Origin of the sequence: Streptomyces sp. NK15101, from assembly GCF_020400725.1 — a bacterium.
GTDB lineage: Bacteria > Actinomycetota > Actinomycetes > Streptomycetales > Streptomycetaceae > Streptomyces.
Map to the genome: position 1 here is coordinate 39184 of NZ_JAINVG010000018.1, position 19943 is coordinate 59126.

General features: G+C 73.2%; 17 protein-coding genes and 1 pseudogene. 11 read left to right on the forward strand and 7 right to left on the reverse strand.

Annotation, left to right across the window (positions count from 1 at the left end):
- Window positions 1–5: 5 nt before the first annotated feature.
- Genes fdhF through K7G60_RS12800 form a run of 3 tightly spaced genes read right to left on the reverse strand, consistent with a single transcriptional unit; the run spans window position 6 to window position 4701 of the window.
- Window positions 6–2699 (reverse strand): formate dehydrogenase subunit alpha, encoded by a 2694-nt coding sequence (gene fdhF / locus K7G60_RS12790; RefSeq protein WP_225800981.1) that lies wholly within the window; start codon window positions 2697–2699, stop codon window positions 6–8.
- The gene (locus K7G60_RS12795; protein ID WP_225800982.1) at window positions 2696–4390 is read right to left on the reverse strand and encodes an NAD(P)H-dependent oxidoreductase subunit E; all 1695 of its coding nucleotides are present in this window, start codon (window positions 4388–4390) and stop codon (window positions 2696–2698) included. Before K7G60_RS12795 ends, fdhF begins: the two co-directional genes overlap by 4 nt.
- 53 nt (window positions 4391–4443) lie before the next feature.
- A complete protein-coding gene (locus tag K7G60_RS12800; RefSeq protein WP_225801044.1) occupies window positions 4444–4701 on the reverse strand; it encodes an SHOCT domain-containing protein in 258 nt (85 codons plus the stop codon).
- A gap of 238 nt (window positions 4702–4939) precedes the next feature.
- Here K7G60_RS12800 and K7G60_RS12805 point away from each other — a divergent pair, with 238 nt between their 5' ends.
- The 3 genes from K7G60_RS12805 (at window position 4940) to K7G60_RS12815 (ending at window position 9952) form a co-directional block, all read left to right on the forward strand.
- Window positions 4940–6154, forward strand: a complete 1215-nt coding sequence (locus K7G60_RS12805; RefSeq protein ID WP_225800983.1) for a nitrate/nitrite transporter — start codon at window positions 4940–4942, stop codon at window positions 6152–6154.
- Window positions 6155–6275: 121 nt separating this feature from the next.
- Window positions 6276–7013 (forward strand): ABC transporter ATP-binding protein, encoded by a 738-nt coding sequence (locus K7G60_RS12810; RefSeq protein WP_225800984.1) that lies wholly within the window; start codon window positions 6276–6278, stop codon window positions 7011–7013.
- Window positions 7014–7015: 2 nt separating this feature from the next.
- The gene (locus K7G60_RS12815) at window positions 7016–9952 is read left to right on the forward strand and encodes an ABC transporter permease (RefSeq protein WP_225800985.1); all 2937 of its coding nucleotides are present in this window, start codon (window positions 7016–7018) and stop codon (window positions 9950–9952) included.
- Between the two features lie 87 nt (window positions 9953–10039).
- Here the strand turns inward: K7G60_RS12815 and K7G60_RS12820 are convergent, their stop codons facing one another.
- Both K7G60_RS12820 and K7G60_RS12825 read right to left on the reverse strand, forming a co-directional pair.
- Window positions 10040–10558 (reverse strand): flavodoxin domain-containing protein, encoded by a 519-nt coding sequence (locus K7G60_RS12820; protein WP_225800986.1) that lies wholly within the window; start codon window positions 10556–10558, stop codon window positions 10040–10042.
- 6 nt (window positions 10559–10564) lie between these two features.
- Entirely contained in the window at window positions 10565–10897 is a 333-nt protein-coding gene (locus K7G60_RS12825) for a GYD domain-containing protein (RefSeq protein ID WP_225800987.1), read from the reverse strand.
- A gap of 294 nt (window positions 10898–11191) precedes the next feature.
- Here K7G60_RS12825 and K7G60_RS12830 point away from each other — a divergent pair, with 294 nt between their 5' ends.
- The 5 genes from K7G60_RS12830 to K7G60_RS12850 all read left to right on the forward strand — a co-directional run bounded on the left by K7G60_RS12830 (window position 11192) and on the right by K7G60_RS12850 (window position 15190).
- Window positions 11192–12403, forward strand: coding sequence for an MFS transporter (locus tag K7G60_RS12830; protein ID WP_225800988.1), 1212 nt, complete (start codon window positions 11192–11194; stop codon window positions 12401–12403).
- Between the two features lie 20 nt (window positions 12404–12423).
- The gene (locus K7G60_RS12835) at window positions 12424–12846 is read left to right on the forward strand and encodes a heme-binding protein (RefSeq protein ID WP_225800989.1); all 423 of its coding nucleotides are present in this window, start codon (window positions 12424–12426) and stop codon (window positions 12844–12846) included.
- Window positions 12843–13202 carry a nuclear transport factor 2 family protein gene (locus K7G60_RS12840; RefSeq protein ID WP_225800990.1) on the forward strand — a complete coding sequence of 120 codons (360 nt, stop codon included), beginning with the start codon at window positions 12843–12845 and terminating at the stop codon, window positions 13200–13202. The genes K7G60_RS12835 and K7G60_RS12840 overlap by 4 nt, the downstream gene beginning before the upstream one ends.
- A gap of 17 nt (window positions 13203–13219) precedes the next feature.
- Window positions 13220–14059 carry an aldo/keto reductase gene (locus tag K7G60_RS12845; RefSeq protein WP_225800991.1) on the forward strand — a complete coding sequence of 280 codons (840 nt, stop codon included), beginning with the start codon at window positions 13220–13222 and terminating at the stop codon, window positions 14057–14059.
- 90 nt (window positions 14060–14149) lie between these two features.
- The gene (locus tag K7G60_RS12850; RefSeq protein WP_225800992.1) at window positions 14150–15190 is read left to right on the forward strand and encodes a TIGR03571 family LLM class oxidoreductase; all 1041 of its coding nucleotides are present in this window, start codon (window positions 14150–14152) and stop codon (window positions 15188–15190) included.
- On the opposite strand, the pseudogene K7G60_RS12855 reads toward K7G60_RS12850, so the two are convergent.
- Together K7G60_RS12855 and K7G60_RS12860 are read right to left on the reverse strand one after the other, a co-directional pair.
- Window positions 15168–15945 (reverse strand): annotated as a pseudogene (locus K7G60_RS12855) (class I SAM-dependent methyltransferase). The gene K7G60_RS12850 and the pseudogene K7G60_RS12855 overlap by 23 nt on opposite strands.
- 32 nt (window positions 15946–15977) lie before the next feature.
- Window positions 15978–16571, reverse strand: coding sequence for a TetR/AcrR family transcriptional regulator (locus K7G60_RS12860; RefSeq protein ID WP_225800993.1), 594 nt, complete (start codon window positions 16569–16571; stop codon window positions 15978–15980).
- Window positions 16572–16707: 136 nt separating this feature from the next.
- Between K7G60_RS12860 and K7G60_RS12865 the strand changes: the two genes are divergently transcribed.
- The 3 genes from K7G60_RS12865 to K7G60_RS39390 all read left to right on the forward strand — a co-directional run bounded on the left by K7G60_RS12865 (window position 16708) and on the right by K7G60_RS39390 (window position 19908).
- Window positions 16708–17490: an SDR family NAD(P)-dependent oxidoreductase gene (locus tag K7G60_RS12865; RefSeq protein ID WP_225800994.1), complete on the forward strand. Its 783-nt coding sequence runs from the start codon at window positions 16708–16710 to the stop codon at window positions 17488–17490.
- 376 nt (window positions 17491–17866) lie between these two features.
- Complete coding sequence (locus K7G60_RS12870) at window positions 17867–19684, forward strand: glycoside hydrolase family 15 protein (RefSeq protein ID WP_225800995.1); 1818 nt, start codon at window positions 17867–17869, stop codon at window positions 19682–19684.
- A gap of 131 nt (window positions 19685–19815) precedes the next feature.
- On the forward strand, window positions 19816–19908 hold the full coding sequence (locus tag K7G60_RS39390) for a putative leader peptide (RefSeq protein WP_374115626.1): 93 nt from the start codon (window positions 19816–19818) through the stop codon (window positions 19906–19908).
- Window positions 19909–19943 lie beyond the last annotated feature (35 nt).

The following is a 19943-nucleotide window of genomic DNA, read 5'->3' on the forward strand; positions in this document are numbered from 1 at the left end:
GCCGGTCAGTCGTCGGACGCCGTGGGCCGCAGCCGTACCGCCGTGACCTTGTACTCCGGACACGAGGTCACGGTGTCGGCGTGCTCCGAGGTGAGGGAGTTGACGCCGCTGGCCGGGAAATGGAACGCGCAGAAGACCTGTCCCGGAGCGAGTTCCATTCCGACGCGGGCGACGAGTCGCGCCTGTCCGTGGCGGCTCTCGACGGTGACGGGAACGCCGTCCCGCAGTCCGTGGCGTGCGGCGTCCTCGGGATGCAGGTCCAAGCGGTCGTGCGCGTCCAGAAGAAGGTTGCCGCCGCGCCGGGTCATGCTCCCGGAGTTGTAGTGGGCCCATCGGCGCCCCGTGACGAGCACCAGCGGATAGTCCTCGTCCGGCTCCTCGCCGGGCGGCAGATAGGGAACCGCCGCCAGGTGGGCGCGCCCGTCGGGAGTGGCGAACCCGTCGGCGTACAGAGTGCGTTCGCCCGGCTGGTCCGGCGCGGGACAGGGCCAGGGGACGGCCCCCTCCCGGTCGATCCGTTCGTGCGAGAGGCCGGCGAAGAGAGGTGTCACGCGTCCGCACTCGACGAGGGCCTGCGCCGGGGTGGAGCAGCCCAGATCGGCACCGAGGGCATCGGCGACGGCGTGCACGACCTCGAAGTCGGCGCGTGCCGTTCCGGGCGGAGTGACCGCCTGCCGCACGCGCTGGAAGCGGCGGTCGAAATTGACGAAGGTCCCGTCCTTCTCCAGCCACGAGGCCACGGGCAGGACGACGTCCGCGTGCCGGGCGGTCTCGCTGAGGAAGAGCTCGTCGACGACGACCAGCGGACAGGCGTCGAGGGCCTCCGCGACCCGTCGGCTGTCGGGATCGGTCGCGCACACGTCCTCGCCGATGACCCACAGCGCCCGCAGCCGGCCCTCCCGGGCCGCCGCGAACATCTCGGGGATGCGCATGCCCGGCCGCTCGGGGACGGGCCGGCCCCACACCGCCTCGGCACGGGCGCGGGCCTCCGGGTCGGTGACACGGCCGTAGCCCGGCAGCAGATCGGGCAGGGCGCCCATGTCGGAGGCGCCTTGCACGTTGTTCTGGCCGCGCAGGGGGTTGATGCCGAACCCGCGGCCGGTGCCTCCGACGGCGCCGCGCAGGATGGGGAGGTTGGCCAGGGTCCGGACGCCGTCGGTGCCGTGCAGGTGCTCGGTGACCCCGAGGCCGTACAGGACGGCGGGCCGCTCCGCACGGCCGTAGAGCCGGGCGGCCTTCCTGATGTCGTCGGCGGGGACTCCGGTGATCTCGGCGACCCGCTCGGGCGGGTGGTCGGCCAGCAGGTCGGTGAGTTCGTCCAGTCCGGTGGCACGTTCGCGGAGGAAGCCCGGATCGGTCATGCCTTCGTCGACGAGGACGTGGGCGAGACCGTGGAAGAGGGCGACGTTCGTACCGGGGCGCGGACGCAGGTGCACGTCGGCATGACGGGCGAGACCCACGGCACGGGGGTCGGCCACGATCAGGGAAGCGCCCGCGAGTGCCCTCTGCTGGAGGCGGGCGCCGACGACGGGGTGGGCTTCGACGGGGTTGGCGCCGACGACCAGGAGGCAGTCGGCGGTCTCGACGTCGTCGAAGGGGTCGGTGCCGCCGGCGCGTCCGAAGGACGCGGTGAGTCCCGCGGCGGAAGGGGCGTGGCAGAGGCGGGAGCAGTTGTCGACGTTGTTGGTGCCGATGACGGTCCGCAGGAACTTCTGGACGAGGTAGTTCTCCTCGTTGGTGGCGCGGGCGGAGGAGATCGCGGCCACCGCGTCGGGGCCGCCGTCCTGTACCGCGGCACGCAGCCCGTCGGCGACCAGGGCGATCGCCTCGGCCCAACTGGCGGGTCTGAGAACACCGTTCTCGCGGACCATGGGCTCGGTGAGGCGTTCGGCCGAGCCGAGGTACCCGTATGCGAAACGGCCCTTGACGCAGGCGTGGCCCTGGTTGACGGGGCCGTCCCGGGCGGGAAGCACGGCGGCGACCCGGTCCTCGCGGACGACGACGTCGAGGGTGCAGCCGACTCCGCAGTAGCCGCAGGTGGTGCGCACGTGGTCTGTGGGCGTCCGCCGGGAGGTGAGGCCCTGACCGGGTCCGGGCTGGGTGATCGCCCCCGTCGGGCAGGTGTCGACGCAGCCGCCGCAGGCGACGCAGTCGGATGCGGCCCAGGGGCCGCCGGTTCCCGGGGCGACGACCGTGTCGGCGCCGCGCCCGGTGAGGGTGAGCGCGAAGGTGCCCTGGACGTCGGAGCACATCCGGACGCAGCGCCCGCAGGCGATGCACAGGTCGCGGTCGAGACGGACGTACGGGTGGCTCTCGTCGCGACCACGGGTGGGGTCACCGGCCGCCGTGTCCGCCGGGATCCCCAAGGACCGGCAGGTGTCGGCCAGTTCGCTGTGCGCGCTGTCGGCGAGCGCGTACGGCGGGAGCGCCGAGGCGATCAGGGCGACCGCGTCCCGGCGCAGGTTCCGTACGCCGTCGTCGGCGGTGTCGACGGTGAGGCCCGACGTCGCGGGCGTGACGCATGCGGCGACGGTCCGGCCGTCGGCGCGGACCAGGCAGGTCCGGCAGGAGCCGGCCGGGCGGAGGCGGTCGTCGTGGCAGAGGGCGGGCAGGTCGGTTCCGGCCGCGCGTACCGCGTCGAGCAGGGAGGCCCCGGCGGGCAGTTCGACCGGAACGCCGTCGACCCGGAGCCGTGTCATCGGTCCCACCCCTCCAGGGCCGGCCCGTAGGCGCGGGCCAGGCTGCGGACGGCCGCGGGGACACGGCGCCCGAAGGCGCAGAGACTCGCCCCGCCCATCAGCCGTGCCAGTCGCCGATAGGTCTCCCCCGGGCCGCCCCGGCCCCGCGCGAGTTCGAGCCCCCGCCGGGTGCCGACCCGGCAGGGCGAGCAGGCTCCGCAGCTCTCGTCGGCGGCGAACTCCCAGATGTGTTCGAGGAGTTCGTACGGATCGGTGGCGGCGTCGAACGCGACCATGCCCCCGTGCCCGAGGGCGGCACCCTGCTCGGCGAGCGCCGCCGTGGTGAGCGGGAGGTGGAGCGCGGTCCCGGCGAGGAAGCCGCCGAGGGGCCCGCCGATCTGGAGGGCGACCGGCTCGGCGCCGTCCTTGAGGCCACCGCCGAGCCGGGTGACGATCTCGTCCACGGGAGTACCGAGTTCGACCTCGTACGCCCCGGGCCGGGCGAAGCGCTCGGACAGGCAGACCAGTTTGGTGCCGGTCTCGTCCGGTGCGCCACGCCGGGCGTAGGCCCTTCCGCCATGGGCGACGATCCAGGGCAGGGACGCCAGGGTCTCCACGTTGTTGACCACGGTCGGCTCGTCCCACAGCCCGTGATCCGTGGGGTAGGGAGGTCGGGGACGCGCACAGCCGCGGGCGCCTTCCAGGCGGGCGATGAGGGCGGTCTCCTCGCCGGCGACGTAGGAACCGGCTCCTTCGACGATCTCGACGAACGGCCGCGGACCCGCCGCCTCGACCGAAGGGGCCAGGTCCCCCGTCCGCGTCGCGCGCTCCACCGCCCGGCGCAGCCGGGCCATGGCCCTCGGGTACTCGGAGCGGACCAGGACGGTCCCGCGCCGGGCGCCGCAGGCGAAGCAGGCCAGGGCGAGTCCCGCGAGGACGCGCTCGGGGTCCTCCTCCATGAGCAACCGGTCGGCGTACGAGCCGGGGTCGCCCTCGTCCCCGTTGGCGACGACGGCGGTGTCCGGCCTTCCCGCCGCCGCGGCCCACTTGGCGGCCACGGGGAATCCGGCGCCGCCGCGCCCGCGCAGCCCTGAGACGGCGGTCTCCTCCCGTACGTCCTCGGGCCGCAGCCCGGCCACCGCCTCGCGCCACACGTCCCAGGCGGAGTGTCCTCCCACGATGCCGGCGAGGAGAACGGGCGTCCCGGTGGTGTCGGTCGCGGGGATGCCCGGTGCGCGCGGTTCGGCCCGCCCACCGAGTTGGTCGGCCAGGTCCGGCCCCGCGCGGGGCAAGGTGCCGTCGAGTGCGGCGGGGCCCGCGTAGCAGTAGCCGAGGCAGTGGACGGTCTGCAGCGAGGTCGAGCCCGTCTCGTCGACCGCGCCCGCCGCCACGCCGAGAGCGCGTTCGACCTCCGTCAGATGCTCCCCGCCCCGCGCGGCGAAGCACGCCGTCGCGGTGCACACCCGCACGTGCCGCTCGCCGCGCGGGGCGGCGAGATCCGCGAAGAAGGTGGCGGGACCGAGACCCGCGGCGGCCGGGAGTCCGGCCGCCTCCGCGACCTGGGGCGCCCACGCCTCGGGCCCTTCGGCGGTACCCGCCCTGGCACGCTCCAGCGCGGCCGGCAACAGCCCGCCGCGCCCTCCGTGCCGAGCGGTCAGCTCACGGAGCGCGTCGGAGCGTCGGCCCGGTTCCCCGGGCGTCCGACCGGTCATGCTCCCAGCGTCGCCGGACGCGCCCCCGCCCGCATCCCGGCCGGCCACGGGCTTCACGGTTCCGCGTCGCGCAGGACGGTCAGGCGTCGGCGGTACTCCTCCTCGTCGATCTCACCACGGGCCAGTCGCTCGCCGAGGATCCGCTCGGCCGACGTGGCCGTGCCGGAACCCCGAGGCCGTTCCGCGGCACGGTCCAGCGTACGGAAGATCAACACGACAGCGGTGATGAGCAGGCTCCAGAACAGGATCATCCCTGCCGACATGGCGAACCAGCCCCATCCGTTCATGCCGTTGCCGTACCAGAACATCATCGCCACTCACACTCCCGACGGCGGACCGCCAGGAGCCGGACACCCCTGCCCGCGGCCCGTCCGTCACTCCCACCGTGCACGGCACGGGACGGCCCCGCACAGGGCCGACCGGCCCATGGAGGGGGGCCGGACGGTCACGGAAGGGAACGAGTGGCCCCTGGAACCGGGATCCGGGCGGCCGGAGGGTGGGAGCGGCAGGGCTCACGCCGCCCACGCGGACCGCTGCCGGGAGGTCGCCATGGTCAGGAACACGGGGAGCCGGCCGGTCACGGACGCTCCGCAGCCGTGGCAGATGCTGCTCCTCGCCACCATCGGGTTCGCGCTCTGCTTCTGGGCGTGGGCGCTGCTGGCCCCGCTCGGCCCACGCCTCCGGGACGACCTCGCTCTCAGCTCCTTCGAGCAGTCACTGGTGGTCGCCGTGCCCGTGGTGGTCGGCGCGCTCGGCCGGATCCCGGCGGGGGCGCTGACGGACCGCTGGGGAGCACGCCGGGTCTTCCCCCTCGTCGCGGCCCTGACGGTCCTGCCCGTGCTGTACCTGGGACACCTGGCCGACTCCCTGGCCGAGGTGCTCGCAGGCGGCTTCCTCCTGGGGCTCGGGGGAACGGCCTTCGCCGTCGGCGTGCCGTTCGTCAATGCCTGGTACCCACCCGCACGGCGGGGCGTCGCCCTCGGGATCTTCGGCATCGGCACCGGCGGTACGGCCCTGTCGGCGTTCACCACCGTCCAGCTCTCCGACGCCGTCGGACGCGCCTTCCCCTTCGATCTCGTGGCCGGCTGCCTCGCCGTGTACGCCGGAGTGGCCTGGTTCCTGCTCCGCGACAGGCCGGGGCGCGCGACGGCGGCGGGGTCGCTGCTCTCGCGGACGGCACTGGCCATGCGGACACCGGCCACCTGGCAGCTGGCGTTCCTGTACGCCGTGTCATTCGGCGGGTTCGTCGCCTTCAGCGTCTACCTGCCGACCTATCTCACCCGGGCTTACGAGCTCGGCCGCTCCGACGCGGCACTGAGGACCGCGGGTTTCGTCGTCCTCGCCGTGGCGATGCGGCCCGTGGGCGGCTGGCTGTCGGACCGCACCCATCCCGTCCCCGTCCTGACGGTCTCGTACGGGCTCGTTTCGGTGTGCGCCCTGGTCGCGGCGTTCGAAGCGGGCCTGGTCCCCGTGGGAACGGCGGCCTTCCTCGGCATGGCCGCCGGCCTGGGCGCCGGGTCCGGAGCGGTCTTCGCGCTCGTCGCACGTCTGGTGCCGGCAGAACGGGTCGGTTCGGTGACGGGAGTGGTCGGGGCGGCGGGAGGTCTCGGGGGCTTCTTCCCGCCCCTCGTGATGGGAGCGGTCGACAGCGTCGCGCACGACTACACGTGGGGGTTCGTCCTCCTCGCCGTCACCGCGACGGCCGCCGGCGTCCTGGCCAACACCGCTGTCCGGAGACGCGCCCGGGCGACCGCGGACGCCTGACCGCGCTCGCGAAGCCGTTCGCGCGGACCGGGCGGTCACCCGGCGATTGGGCCGTTCGGCCCCTTCACCGGGCCTGGGTGGCCGTAGCCGCGCCTTCCTCCCGAAGGCTGGTATGGAAAGCATGAACACCGACCAGGCGCTCCTTGTCGCCACCGGGGTACGCAAGATCTACCGGACGGGCTCCGTGGAGGTCACGGCCCTGCTGGACCTGGATCTGCTCGTGCGACGTGGGGAGATGGTGGGGGTCATGGGACCGTCCGGTTCCGGAAAGACCACGCTGCTGAACTGTCTGTCGGGGCTCGACGACATCGACGGCGGCCGGGTGGAGGTCGACGGTCACGATCTGTTCGCCATGTCGGACGCCGCTCGCACGGAGCACCGGGCCCACACCATGGGCTTCGTCTTCCAGGCGTTCAATCTCATACCGGTGTTCTCCGCGGCGGAGAACGTGGAACTGCCCCTGCTGCTCGTGGGCACCCGGCCGCGCGAGGCGCGGCGCAGGGCCCTGGACATGCTCGACCGGGTCGGCCTCGGTCATCGGGTCGAGCACAGGCCCAGCGAGCTGTCCGGCGGCGAGCAGCAGCGGGTGACCATCGCCCGCGCCCTGGCCGGACGGCCCGCCATCGTGTGGGCGGACGAACCGACCGGCAACCTCGACAGCGCGATGGCCGACCAGGTCATGGACCTGCTGTGCGACCTCAACCGGGACGAGGGCCAGACGATCGTCCTGGTCACCCACGACAGCGCCATCGGCGCGCGCGTCCCCCGACTGATCCGTATGCGCGACGGGCAACTGGTCGACGACGTCCACCAGACCGTCACCGCCCCGGCCTCGATCCGTGACTTCCCCATGGGCTGACCATGTACCCGAACCTCCTCGTCCCGCTGCTCAGCGCCCTCGCGCTCGCCCTCGCGGCCCTGGTGCTGGTCGCCGTCCGGCAACCGGTGTCACGGCGGCTGGCCTTCCGGCAGGTCGCCCGCCGACGCACCGAGGCGGCGCTGGTGATCGGCGGATCGATGCTCGGCACGGCCATCGTCATCGGGGCCCTGGTCGTCGGCGACACCCTGAACTTCTCGGTACGCCAGGAGGCGTACCGCACCCTGGGGCCGGTGGACGAACGCGTCGTCGCACCCCCCGGCCCGGCGGGACGCGCCGTCACCGAACGGCTGTCCGCCCTGGCCGGCGATCCGGACGTGGACGGAGTTCTGAACGCCCGGGCCACCCAGGCATCGGCCGTCAGCGGTGCCGGCGACCGCCTGGTCGCCGAACCGCGCGTCCTCGCCTGGCAGATGGACTTCGCCGAGGCGTCCCGCTTCGGCGCGGCGGGTGGCGACTCCGGTCTCGGCGGGCCTGACCCGAAGCCCGGCCGGGTCGTGGTCAACGAGCCGCTGGCACGGTCGCTGAGCGTGGGAGCCGGGGATCCGATCACGGTGTACCTGTTCGGGGCACCGCAGACGTACCGGGTCGAGCGTGTGGTGCCGGAGCGGGGACTGGCCGGTGTGGGCCTGGGCGGCAGGCTGAACCGCGACGTGTTCCTGCCGCCGGAGGCCCTGGATTCCGCCGCCCGGGCCGCCGGTGCGGAGCCGCGCTCGGTCACCTTCGTGTCCAACCGCGGCGGCGTCGAGAGCGGCGAAGCCCTGACGGACCGGGTGACCACCGACATCCGGCAGGCTCTGGGCCCGCTCGCCGGGCAGACGGCGATCGACACCCCGAAGCACACCGTCCTGCGGGACGCCGAACAGGCCGGAGACTCCCTCGGAGCACTGTTCCTCATGATCGGCAGCTTCAGCATCATCGCGGGCGCCCTGCTCCTGGTGAACATCTTCGTGATGCTCGGCGAGGAGCGGAAGTCCCAGATGGGCATGGTGCGGGCCGTCGGGATGAAGCGCTCGCGGCTGGTCGGGTCCTTCACCCTCGAAGGGGCGACGTACGCGCTGCTCTCCGCGCTGCCGGGCGTGGCCATCGGGGTCGCCGTCGGCTGGGGCGTCGCCGTGGTGGCGGCACAGATCTTCCAGGGCTGGTCGGTCGGCGGCAGCAGCATCCGCATCGCGTTCGACGTGACCCCCACCAGCGTCCTCAACGGGCTGGCCATGGGCCTGCTCATCGCCTTCGCGGCGATCCTCGCGACCAGTGTGCGCATCAGCAGGTTCAACATCATCGCCGCGATCCGCGACCTCCCCGCCACACCCGGGCAGGGTCCACGCCGCCGTCTGCTCGCGGTCTCCACCGCCCTGGCCGTCCTGTGCGCGTTCGTGGCGGTCCCGGCCGTGGCGCGCAGCCAGCCCGACGCGACGTACCTCATGCCGGCGCTCGCCCTCGCCTTCGCGACTCCGGCGCTGCTGCGCGTCCTCCCCCGTCACACGGTCACCACCCTGGTCGCCGGGGCCGTACTCGCCTGGACGCTCCTGGCACCCGTCATACGCCCCCGGATCTTCGACACGCCCTCCATGTCCGTGTACGTCATCCAGGGAGCCCTGGCCGCCTTCTCGGCCGTGGTGCTCGTCAGCGACAACCAGCAGACGCTGCTCCGCCCCGTACGCCGGCTCCTCCAGCGTCCGACGGAAGGCGGTCTCGCGGCGCGGCTCGCGGTCGCGTACCCCTTGGCCAAACGGTTCAGGACCGGCGCGACGCTGGTGATGTACACCCTGATCGTGTTCGTCCTGGTCCTCCTGACCGAGATCTCGGGCATCCTCCGCGCCGGCGTCGACGGCGTCGTCGCCGACGCCACCGCCGGATACTCCCTGCGACTGGACTACAACCCCGAGGTCGCGGGCGACCGGCTCGTCTCCGATCTGCGCGGCGGCCCGTCGGCCGCCGGGATCTCCGCCGTGACGCCGCTGCTCAACGCCACCGGGCGGGCCACCGATCCGGGTGGCCGCAGCCCCCAACCGCTGGACACCGCCGTCGTCGGCGTACCCGACGGGGCGATCACCGGCATCACGTTCCGCGAGCGGCTGCCCGGCCTGGCCGACGACCCCGCGGTGTGGCGGGCTCTCGCCTCCGACCCCCGCTACGTCGTCCTCGACGGCTTCTTCGGCAGCACCGGCGGCCCGGCCGGCGACTACTACGACCCCGGCGACACCCTCACCCTGACAAATCCCCGGACGGGCCGCGGCGAGCAGAAGGTCATCGCCGGCGTGCTCAGCAACGGGATGGTCTTCTACCCGGGCACCGGCGCCAGTTCGACCACCTACCCCGTGGTGATGGGCGAACAGGCGACGCGCGAGCTGTTCGGCACCCAGGCGCAGAACGCCTCCGCGCTGGTGAGAACCGGCCCCGGCACCGCACCCGACGCCCTGGCGACCCGACTGCAGGGCGAGCAGCTCTCGTCCAGCCTGGTCGCCACGCCCATCGAGTCGGACATCCGGCGCCAGTTCGACTCCAGCACCGCCTTCTTCCGCCTCATGCAGGGCTTCCTCGTCCTGGGCCTCGGCGTCGGCATCACCGGCCTCGGCGTGGTCATGGTCCGTGCCGTACGCGAACGCCGCCGCACCATCGGCATCCTGCGGGCCCTCGGCTTCCGGGCGCGGACCGTCCAGCGGTCCTTCCTCTGGGAGAGCACCTTCGTCGCCGTGGAGGGAATCGTGCTCGGCTCGCTCCTCGGCGTGCTGACCACCTGGCTCATGTACAGCAACAGCGCCGCGTTCGAGGGCCTCGAAGGAGGGTTCCCGGTCGAATGGGCAAGTATGTGCGGCCTGGCCGCGGCCACTTTCGTCGCCTCGCTCCTGGCCACGGTCGGGCCGGCTCGGCGCGCGGCCGCCATCCGCCCGGCCCTCGCGGTCCGCGTCACCGAATGACGAGCACCCCAGGACGGCTCGTCCGACCGACCCCGGTGGCAAGGCGCCGTCGTCACGAGTTCCGCTTCCCCGCGCACGGCCTCCTCGTCACGCGTCGAGGTCCCGGGCGATGCCGTCCGCCCAGGCGTCGATCGCCGCCCAGTCCCGGTGGTCGCCGTAGCGGCAGCCGAGCAGCCGGAACAACAAGGCGCCCTTCCGGTCGAGGTGTTCGCGCCGGATCACGCCCGAGAAGCGCCCGTGGTCCCGAGGACGGACGAGCTCGACGAGAGCAGCGACACGCGGCTGCACCGTGCGTTCGGCGAGCCGCCGCAGCGGCCCGGGCAGGGCGGCGGCCATGCCGACGCTGAACATCCACGTCGGCCGATCGCCCATGCGATCGGCGTTGTCCCTGACGAAGCCTTCCGCCGCCGGCAGCCAGGCGCCGTCATGGACCGCGCTGCCCAGCACGAGCGCGTCGCCCGGCAAGGGCCGCTGTCCCTCGGAGGACGCGCGCAGCGCCCGGGTCTCCACGTGGTGTCCGTTCAGGCGCAGTCGCTCACCGATCCGGTCGGCGATCTCCTGCGTGGAGTGGTGCTCGGACGCGTAGAGGACCCGAACGGAGACCACGGGAACTCACCGCTCCGCACCGGGGGGCCGGTACCGGACTTGTCCGGCTCCGCGCAGGGCGTCCAAGGTGTCGTCGACGGTCAGGAGGACGGTCGTCTCGAAAGAGCTGAGCGCGCCGCCTCCACTGATCGCCAACGCCACCGCGGCCATGGACACGTTGTCCGGAGCTTCCCACAGGTTGTAGCCGTCGTGCGTGCCGAAGGCGTACCAGAAGCCGTGGAGCTTCCCGCCGACGGACTCGATGTACGACCGAGCGGCCTCTGATCGGTCCTCGGGGTTCCCGATCAGCCTCGCCCAGGTCTCCGGCGTGTAGCTGAACCTCGACAGATAGAGCGGCATCGGGTCTCTCCTTCGTTTCCCCCACGGGTGCCCCCGCCGGGACGGAGGGGCACCGGACACGGCCCGCAGATCCCCCGAACAGCCGGGCACGATGACCGGTACAGCCCACCGTCGACGGTGCCTCCAAGGCCTGGACCGTACGCGGGGGGACTGGGCTCCGGGCCGTGCCGACTTCGCCTGCAACCAGCACCACCCAGACCACACCATCTACCCGCGCTTGCACTTATGGAGCGCATGCAACTATTGTTGAGGCACGCAAAGAGCTCAATCAATCAATTACGAAAGGGCTACGCCATGCCCCTCGCGCTCCTCGCCCTGGCTGTCGGAGCCTTCGGCATCGGCACGACCGAGTTCGTGATCATGGGCCTGTTGCCCCAGATCGCCGCCGACTACGGCGTCACCATCCCCACCGCCGGCCTCCTGGTCACCGGCTACGCCCTCGGCGTCGTCCTCGGCGCGCCGGTGCTGACCGTCCTCGGCAACAAGGTCAGCCGCAAGCGAATGCTCATGCTGCTCATGGGCCTGTTCGTGCTCGGCAACCTGCTCTCCGCCGTCGCCCCGAGCTTCGGGCTGATGCTGACCGGCCGCATCGTCGCCTCGCTCGCCCACGGATCGTTCTTCGGCATCGGATCGGTCGTGGCCGCCGAGCTGGTCGCGCCGGACAAGAAGGCCGGCGCCATCGCCACCATGTTCACCGGGCTGACCGTCGCCAACATCGTCGGCGTGCCGCTCGGCACCTTCGTCGGGCAGGCCGTGGGCTGGCGCACCACCTTCGCCGTCGTCGCCGCGCTCGGTGTGATCGGGTTCCTCGGCATCGCCAGGCTCGTGCCCGCCATGCCCCGCCCCGAAGGCGCCCGGCTGCGCGGCGAGCTCAAGGCCTTCCGCAACCCGCAGGTGCTGCTCGCGATGGCCATGACCGTGCTCGGCTTCGGCGGCGTCTTCGCCGCGATCACCTACGTCGCGCCGATGATGACCGAGGTCGCCGGCTACTCCGAGGGCGCCGTCACCTGGCTGCTCGTGCTCTTCGGCGTCGGCATGTTCCTCGGCAACCTGCTCGGCGGCCGCTTCGCCGACCGCGCGCTGATGCCCATGCTGTACGCGGCCCTCGGCGGCCTGGCGGTCGTGCTCGCGCTGTTCACCGTGACCGCGCACGACAAGGTCCTCGCCGCGATCACCATCCTGCTCGTCGGAGCACTCGGCTTCGCCACCGTGCCCCCGCTGCAGAAGCGCGTCCTCGACCAGGCCCACGGCGCGCCCACCCTGGCCTCCGCCGTCAACATCGGCGCCTTCAACCTCGGCAACGCCCTCTCCGCCTGGCTCGGCGGCCTCGTCATCGCCGCCGGACTCGGCTACACCGCCCCGGACTGGGTCGGTGCCGCCCTCGCCGCCGCCGCCCTCGGCCTCGCCTTCTGGTCCGCCGCGCTTGAGCGCCGTGCCCCCGCCGTCGAGACCGACGTCGATGCCGCCGGCGCCACTGTCCGTACCCCCCTCCCCGTACATCACTGAACCCCCCGAGGAGAAGCACCATGAGCACCACCGCCGTCACCCCACTGAGCACCGCCGACGCCGAGACCCTGGTCACCGCGGCCCGTCGTGCCGCCGACGCCGCCGGGGTCACCGTCAGCGTCACCGTCCTGGACGCGGGCGGGCACCTCCTGGCCTTCCGCCGGGACGACCGGGCGGTGCTGATCTCGGGCGAGACCAGCACGCGCAAGGCGTACACCGCCCTCCAGCTGAACACCCCGACCGCCGATCTGGTCGACCTCGTGAAGCCCGACGGCCCGTTCCACTCGCTGCCCACCGCGCTCGACCGGCCGCTGCTGTTCATCGCCGGCGGCATCCCCGTCCACCGCGACGGCCGCCTGATCGGCGCGATCGGCGTGGGCGGCGGCGCCCCCGAGCAGGACCACGGCTTCGCCGCCGCCGCGCTCGAGGAGCTCTCCCGGTGACCGACCCCCGCACCCGTACCCCGCGAGAGGTCTTCGCAGACCACGGCACCCGCCTCGGCACCGGCGACCTCGACCTGATCAGCCGGAACTACACGGCGGACGCGGTCTTCGTCACCCCCGACGGCGTCCTCACCGGACGCGAGGGCGTGCGGGAGGGCATCGGCCGGCTCCTGTCCGACCTGCCCGACGCCGACTGGCGGCTCGTCCCGCAGTTCGCGGGCGACGTCCTGTTCCTGGAGTGGACCGCCACCGGCTCCGCCCACGAGGTCCTCGACGGCGTCGACACCTTCGTCTTCCGCGACGGGCTCATCAGCGCCCAGACCGTCCGCTACACCCTCACCGAACGCACCAAGTGAAGGAACAGCCCCTCACCATGGCCCCCTCCGCCACCCCCGCCGTTCCCACCGTCACCCTGAACAACGGCGTCGAGATCCCCCAGCTCGGCTTCGGCGTCTTCCAGGTCCCCGACGACGAGACCACCGCCGCCGTCACCACCGCCCTCGAGGCCGGTTACCGCAGCATCGACACCGCCGCGATCTACGGCAACGAGACCGGCGTCGGGCGTGCGCTGGCCGCCTCCGGGCTGCCCCGTGAGGAGCTCTTCGTCACCACCAAGCTGTGGAACGCCGACCAGGGTCACGACTCCACCCTCCGCGCCTTCGACGACAGCCTCGCCAAGCTCGGCCTCGACCACGTCGACCTCTACCTGATCCACTGGCCGGCGCCCGCCCGCGACCTGTACCGGGACTCCTGGCGCGCCCTGGAGCGACTCGCCGGGGAAGGACGCGTCCGCGCCGTCGGCGTCTCCAACTTCCAGCCCGGTCACCTCCGGCGGCTCATGGCCGGTACGACGCTGACCCCGGCCGTCAACCAGATCGAGCTCCACCCCGGTCTGCAGCAGACCGAGTTGCGCGCCTTCCACGCCGGGCACGGCATCGCCACCGAGGCGTGGAGCCCGCTCGCCCAGGGTGCCGTCCTCGACGACCCGGCCATCGCGGCCATCGCCGCCCGGTACGACAAGTCCCCCGCGCAGGTCGTCATCCGCTGGCACCTGCAGCTCGGCAACATCGTCATACCCAAGTCGGTCACCCCCGCCCGGATCCGCGAGAACTCCGACGTCTTCGACTTCGCCCTCACGGACGAGGAGATGCGGTCCGTGGCCGCGCTCGACCGCGACCTGCGGACCGGCCCGCACCCCGACGACCTCGACTGAGCCGGCTCCCCCTCCCCACGGGCTCCGTCCCCGGCAGGCCCCGGGCCGCCGGGGACGGAGCCCCGCCCGCCCGGAAGGACGAACACCGTCGTGGCACCCCTCTCTCCCGCCCTCGCCCGCCTGGCCCCCGGCGACGGGCGACTCACCCTCGGCCTCGAACTCCCCCTCGACAACGACTGGGCCCGGGCGCGCGTACCCGCCGACCGCGAGGCCGGGCGCCCGTTCGGAGTCCCCGACCTGAGCGAGCACACCCGGCTCGCCCGGCTCGCCGACCGGCTCGGCTTCGCCGCCCTGTGGCTGCGGGACGTGCCGCTGTACGACCCCGTCCGGTTCGGCGACGCCGGCTCGGTCTTCGAGACCTTCACCCACCTCGGTCACCTGGCCGCCGTCACCGAGAACGCCGTCCTCGGCACCGGCGCGATCGTGCTGCCCCTGCGCGACCCGCTGCTGGTCGCCAAGGCCGCGGCCACCGTCGACGTCCTGTCGGGCGGCCGCATGCTGCTCGGCCTCGCGAGCGGCGACCGTCCCGTGGAGTACCCGCTGTTCGGGCGGGACTTCGAGGCGCGCGGCACGGCCTTCCGCGAGGGCGTCGAGGTCCTGCGGGCCGCCTGGCGCGCGGGCCCGCTGGAGCTGCCCCGGGCCGGGCTCGGTGCGGACCGGCGACTGGAGGTCCTGCCCAGGCCCGTCCACACGGCCGGCATCCCCCTCGCCGTCGCAGGCGGCGCGCAGCAGACGCCCGAGTGGATCGCGGCGCACGCCGACGCCTCCCTCAACTACCCGCGCGACCTGGGCGCGCTGCGCCTGAAGACGCGCGAGTGGCGGAAGCTCACGGGTGGCGGGAAGCCGTACCTCACGCCGATGGTCCTGGACCTTCAGGAGGATCCGGGCGCCCCGGCGAGGCCCGTCCGCCTGGGTCTCAGCACGGGCGGCAAGGCGCTGCGCGGCCACCTGGAGCAGATGGCCGCGCTCGGCGTCGCCCATGTCTCCTTCAACCTCCGGCCGAACGACCGGCCCGTCGACGAGGTGCTGCGGGAACTCGCCGAGGACGTCCTGCCCCACTTCCCCACGCCCGTGGAAGTTCCTCGCGAGAAGCCCCGGCCGGATTCCCCTACCGGGGAGCCCGCGCCGTGAGCAGTGGCTGGAAGAAGCCCGTCTCCTCGGGGAGCCGCCATTCCAGGTCCATGAGGCCGGCCTCGGCCGCGAGGGCGGTCAGTCGGTCCTTTCCGATCGCCCAGTAGGTGGTCCGGCGGACCTGAACGCGCCATTCTCCCCCCTGCCGGGACGAGCTGGAAGTGCTCCAGGTCGTAGTGCTCGCCGTCGTCGTGCCAGTGCCAGAGCTGGAAGGTGACCGTCCTCTCCTCGGCACCGGCCCCGTCGGTGCTCCGGTGGACTTGGGGCGGCGTCGAAGCGGGGTGGTCGCGGAGCAGATCGTCGTACGGGCGTGTGCTGACCAGGAGTCGGCCCGCGGGGCGCAGCACGCGGCGCATCTCGGTGAGGGCGGCGAGCACGTCCCGCTCCGTCAGCAGGTGGGGCAGCGAGTTGTCGGCGCAGACGACGACGTCGAAGCGACCGTCCGGGAACGGAAGGCGCCTCATGTCGGCGGCGGCCGCGCTCAGGCTCAGGCTCCGGCGGCCGGCCTCGCGGGCCGAACGGGCGGCGGCGCGGGGGCTGAGGTCGGTGCCTGTGACGAGGTGCCCGCGCAGCGCGAGGCCGATGGCCTGCGTTCCGATGCCACAGGAGCAGTCGAGCACCGTTGCCCGGTCCAGGCCGATCAGGGCGTCCAGGGCCTCCCCCTGCCGGCGGACGCTCGCGTCCCAGTCCGGGTAGATCAGGTGGTAGTCGTCGGCCAGTCGGTCGTAGAACCGCGCCACGGGCGTCAGAGGCATGGACAGAGACTACCGACACCCCGTCACTTCGCTCAGGTGGCGGTCCGCGTCCGCGGGCCGAGGCCGTGCAGCAGGGTGTCGACGACGCGTGTGGCGAGGGCGTCCATGGCGGCGTCGGTGTCCGGGGCCTGGGTGGCGGCTTCGTGGATGAGGGCGTAGTAGACGCGGCGCGCCCAGTCCAGATCGGTGTCGGGCGGGAGCACGCCGGCGTCGCGGAGGCGGACGAACAGCCGCTCGCACCGAGCCAGGACGTCGGCGTGCACGCTCGCGACCTCGGGGGCGTCGGTGGGCAGGGCGCCCATGGCGAAGCCCCAGCCGATCTTCACGCGGAGCACGTTCGCGGTGACCTGGTAGAGCGCGACGTCGGGCGGGGTGGTTTCGGGCCGGGCGGTTTCGACGGCTTCGTGGAACCGCTGCGCCGCCCAGGCGGACAGCGCCCCGATGAGCGCCTCCCGCGAGGCGAACCTCCGGTGCACGGTGGTCCGCGCGACCCCGGCGGCCTCGGCGATCTGTTCCATGGTGGCGGCGGGGTTCGCGGACAGCACCCGCTCCGCGGCTTCGAGGATCGCGCGCACGGTCCGCTCGGTGTCGGCGCGCAACGGCTTCGTGGAGGCGGGCAGGGCCATGGGCGGGTCCTTCCGGTGGGGCGGTGACCCCATGAGGTTACGACGGCGCAGCAACTCATCCATAACTTGCAACACTAATGACGCATGTTTTAGATTCCATGCATCGGAGATGTCGCGCCTACTTGCGGAGGAATCCATGGACCTGCAGTTGAACGGCAAGACCGCCCTCGTCACGGGGGCCAGCAGGGGTATCGGACTGGCCGTCACCCGCGCCCTGACCGCCGAAGGGGTGCGCGTCGCGGCCGCCGCCCGCACGCCCACGCCGGAGCTGGCGGCGATCGGTGCGATACCGGTGGCGGTCGACCTCTCCGCCCCCGCCGCGGCGGAGCGCCTGGTCTCGGAGGCCGCGGCCGAGCTGGGCGGCATCGACATCCTGGTCAACAACGTCGGCGGCGGCGACGGCGGCGTGAACGGCGGTTTCGTCGACGTCACCGACGCGCAGTGGGCGCAGATCATGGACCTGAACTTCCTGGCCACCGTCCGCGTCACCCGCGCCGCCCTGCCCGCCCTGCTGACCGCCCGGGGCGCGATCGTCAACGTGTCGTCGATCGGCGCGCGCGTCCCGCACTCCGGCCCCATCGCGTACACCACCGCCAAAGCGGCGCTCACCGCGTTCGGCAAGGCGCTGGCGGAGGATGTGGGCCGGCAGGGCGTACGGGTGAACACCGTCTCGCCGGGTCCGGTCCGCACCGACATGTGGGAGAGCCCGACCGGTTACGGTGCCGGGCTCGCCGCGGCCATGGGGGTCCCCCACGACCGGCTGCTGGCCGGATTGCCCACGGCGACGGGCATGCTCATCGACCGGCTGGTCGAACCCGACGAGGTCGCGGCCCTGGTCGCCTATCTGGCCTCACCCCTCGCCTCCGCGACCACCGGAACCGACCACATCATCGACGGCGGAGCGGTCAAGACCGCCTAGGACCCGCCCGTGCGAGCCTTCGGCCAGGGCGCCCTCCTCGACGCCGCCGTGGCCGGGCTGCTCGCTCGCGGCGGCGTCGTGCGCCAGGGCCACGGCGGGCCGTGACGATCGTCATGGCCGGAAGGGTCTGGAGACAGGTGCCCAAGGGCAGCACGCCGTCCCGCGAGCGGATCGTGACCGGCGCCGCCGACGTGATCAGCCGGCGCGGGCCGGGCGCCACGAGCATCCGGGAGACGGCCGAGCACGCCGGACAGGGGGCTGCCCTCGCCCGGCCGACCACGGCGCTTGTTCGGCTCACCCCCGGTGGCCCGGGGGAGCGTCCGGCCGGAGGGTGGAGTGAGGACGCCTGTCGCCCGAGCCCATGAGGACGCCGCCGATGCATCGCTACCCGCCGATCGCCGACCACGGTCTCGTCGGAGATCTGCAGACGTGCGCGCTGGTGTCCGCCGAGGGCGTCGTGGACTGGTTCTGCTCGCCCCGCTTCGACTCCCCGAGCGTCTTCGGCCGGCTCCTCGACCACCGGCGCGGCGGCCACTTCTCGATCACCGTGGACGCGCCCGGCACGACGGTGCGACAGCTGTACCTGGCCGACAGCGCGGTGCTGCTCACCCGCTTCCTCACGCCCGACGGAGTCGGCGAGGTCGCCGACTTCATGCCGCTCCCCGCGGACCCGACCGTGCCCACCGACCGGCACGCCCTGATCCGGGTGCTGCGGGTGGTCCGCGGCACCGTCCGCTTCGCGGTCGAGTGCCGGCCGCGCTTCGACTACGGGCGGGAGCCGCACGAGCTGGCCCTGGACGGCGCCACCGCGCGTTTCACCGGGGCCACGGCCGTCGCCCACCTCCAGGTGCTCGGGGCCGTCACGCCGGAGCGCGACGGCCAGGACGTGCGCGCCGAGGTGGAGCTGACCGCCGGTCAGCGCGCCGCCGCCGTGCTCACCCTGGACGCCCCCGGCGCGGAGCCTCCGGAGCCGGCCGACGAAACGAGCCTGCGGGCCGCTTTCGACGGCGTCCGCTTCTTCTGGCACGACTGGATCAGCCGATGCCGCTACCGCGGCCGCTGGCAGGAGCAGGTCAACCGCTCGGCGATCACGCTGAAGCTGCTCACGTACGCCCCGTCCGGCGCGCCGGTGGCCGCCGCCACCATGGGGCTGCCCGAGCAGGTCGGCGGCGAACGCAACTGGGACTACCGCTACACCTGGATCCGGGACGCCTCACTGTCCGTGCGCGCGATGGTCGACCTGGGCTTCACCGAGGAGGCGGACGCCTTCCGCCACTGGCTGGGCGCCCGGATGCAGGCCGGCGGCACGGTCAGCGGCGAGCCGCTGCAGATCATGTACCGGGTGGACGGCGACCCGCACCTGCGGGAGGAGGTGCTGGACCATCTGGAGGGCTGGCGCGGCTCGGCCCCGGTCCGGGCCGGCAACGGCGCCGCCGACCAGCTCCAGCTGGACATCTACGGCGAGGCCGTCCACGCCTTCTCACAGGCCCGCGACCTCGCGCAGCTGGCCGGCTACGACGGCTGGCAGCGCTTCGCCGCCACGGTGGACTGGCTGTGCGAGCACTGGGACCGCCCCGACGAGGGGATCTGGGAGACCCGTGGCGGCCGCCAGGACTTCACGTACAGCCGGCTGATGTGCTGGGTCGCCTTCGACCGCGCGGTGCGGATGGCCAACGAGTTCGGCCGCCCCGCCGACCTGCCGCGCTGGACCGCCGCCCGGGACGCGGTGCTGCACCAGGTGATGGAGCGCGGCTGGTCGACCGAGCGGCAGGCCTTCGTGCAGCACTACGGCAGCGAGGTCCTGGACGCCTCGCTGCTGATGATGCCGATCACCCGGTTCATCGCGCCGCGCGACCCGCGCTGGCTCTCCACCCTGGACGCGATGGACCGCGACCTGGTCTCCGACAGCCTGGTCTACCGCTACGACCCGGCCGCCTCCCCCGACGGCCTGCGCGGCTCCGAGGGCACCTTCTCGCTGTGCAGCTTCCTGTACGTGGACGCGCTCGCCCGGACCGGCCGGCTCGAACAGGCCCGGTACGCCTTCGACAAGATGCTCACGTACGCCAACCACGTCGGGCTGTTCGCCGAGGAGATCGGCCCGACCGGCGAACAACTCGGCAACTTCCCGCAGGCCTTCACCCACCTCGCGCTGATCACCGCCGCGCTGACCCTCGACGAGGCACTCAACCGCTGACACCGCCGGGGCGGCGTCGCTCCACGCCGCCGTCCCGGTGTGCCGAGGGCGTTTCGATCATGCGAACTACGCGCGTCAACCTGCCCTTACGCCGTTGACGCCCCGGGCCGGCCCGGCGAGACTCCTGCCTCATGCAGCCCCCGCGTGACCGCTCGGTCACCCTCGTCCAGCGCCGGCACGTGGACCTCGTCCGTGTCGCGAGCGCGGCCTGTCGCCGCCCCTGACGGCCCCTTCCGCTCACCCGGCCGTACCCCCACGC

Excerpts from the sequence above, each read along its gene's own strand:
- K7G60_RS12865 (WP_225800994.1), top strand. The coding sequence starts at position 16,708 with ATGGACCTGCAGTTGAACGGCAAGACCGCCCTCGTCACGGGGGCCAGC.
- K7G60_RS12870 (WP_225800995.1), top strand. The coding sequence starts at position 17,867 with ATGCATCGCTACCCGCCGATCGCCGACCACGGTCTCGTCGGAGATCTG.
- K7G60_RS12810 (WP_225800984.1), top strand. The coding sequence starts at position 6,276 with ATGAACACCGACCAGGCGCTCCTTGTCGCCACCGGGGTACGCAAGATC.
- K7G60_RS12815 (WP_225800985.1), top strand. The coding sequence starts at position 7,016 with ATGTACCCGAACCTCCTCGTCCCGCTGCTCAGCGCCCTCGCGCTCGCC.
- K7G60_RS12805 (WP_225800983.1), top strand. The coding sequence starts at position 4,940 with ATGGTCAGGAACACGGGGAGCCGGCCGGTCACGGACGCTCCGCAGCCG.
- K7G60_RS12835 (WP_225800989.1), top strand. The coding sequence starts at position 12,424 with ATGAGCACCACCGCCGTCACCCCACTGAGCACCGCCGACGCCGAGACC.
- K7G60_RS12845 (WP_225800991.1), top strand. The coding sequence starts at position 13,220 with ATGGCCCCCTCCGCCACCCCCGCCGTTCCCACCGTCACCCTGAACAAC.
- K7G60_RS12795 (WP_225800982.1), bottom strand. The coding sequence starts at position 4,390 with ATGACCGGTCGGACGCCCGGGGAACCGGGCCGACGCTCCGACGCGCTC.
- K7G60_RS39390 (WP_374115626.1), top strand. The coding sequence starts at position 19,816 with ATGCAGCCCCCGCGTGACCGCTCGGTCACCCTCGTCCAGCGCCGGCAC.
- K7G60_RS12860 (WP_225800993.1), bottom strand. The coding sequence starts at position 16,571 with ATGGCCCTGCCCGCCTCCACGAAGCCGTTGCGCGCCGACACCGAGCGG.
- K7G60_RS12825 (WP_225800987.1), bottom strand. The coding sequence starts at position 10,897 with ATGCCGCTCTATCTGTCGAGGTTCAGCTACACGCCGGAGACCTGGGCG.
- fdhF (WP_225800981.1), bottom strand. The coding sequence starts at position 2,699 with ATGACACGGCTCCGGGTCGACGGCGTTCCGGTCGAACTGCCCGCCGGG.
- K7G60_RS12830 (WP_225800988.1), top strand. The coding sequence starts at position 11,192 with ATGCCCCTCGCGCTCCTCGCCCTGGCTGTCGGAGCCTTCGGCATCGGC.
- K7G60_RS12800 (WP_225801044.1), bottom strand. The coding sequence starts at position 4,701 with ATGATGTTCTGGTACGGCAACGGCATGAACGGATGGGGCTGGTTCGCC.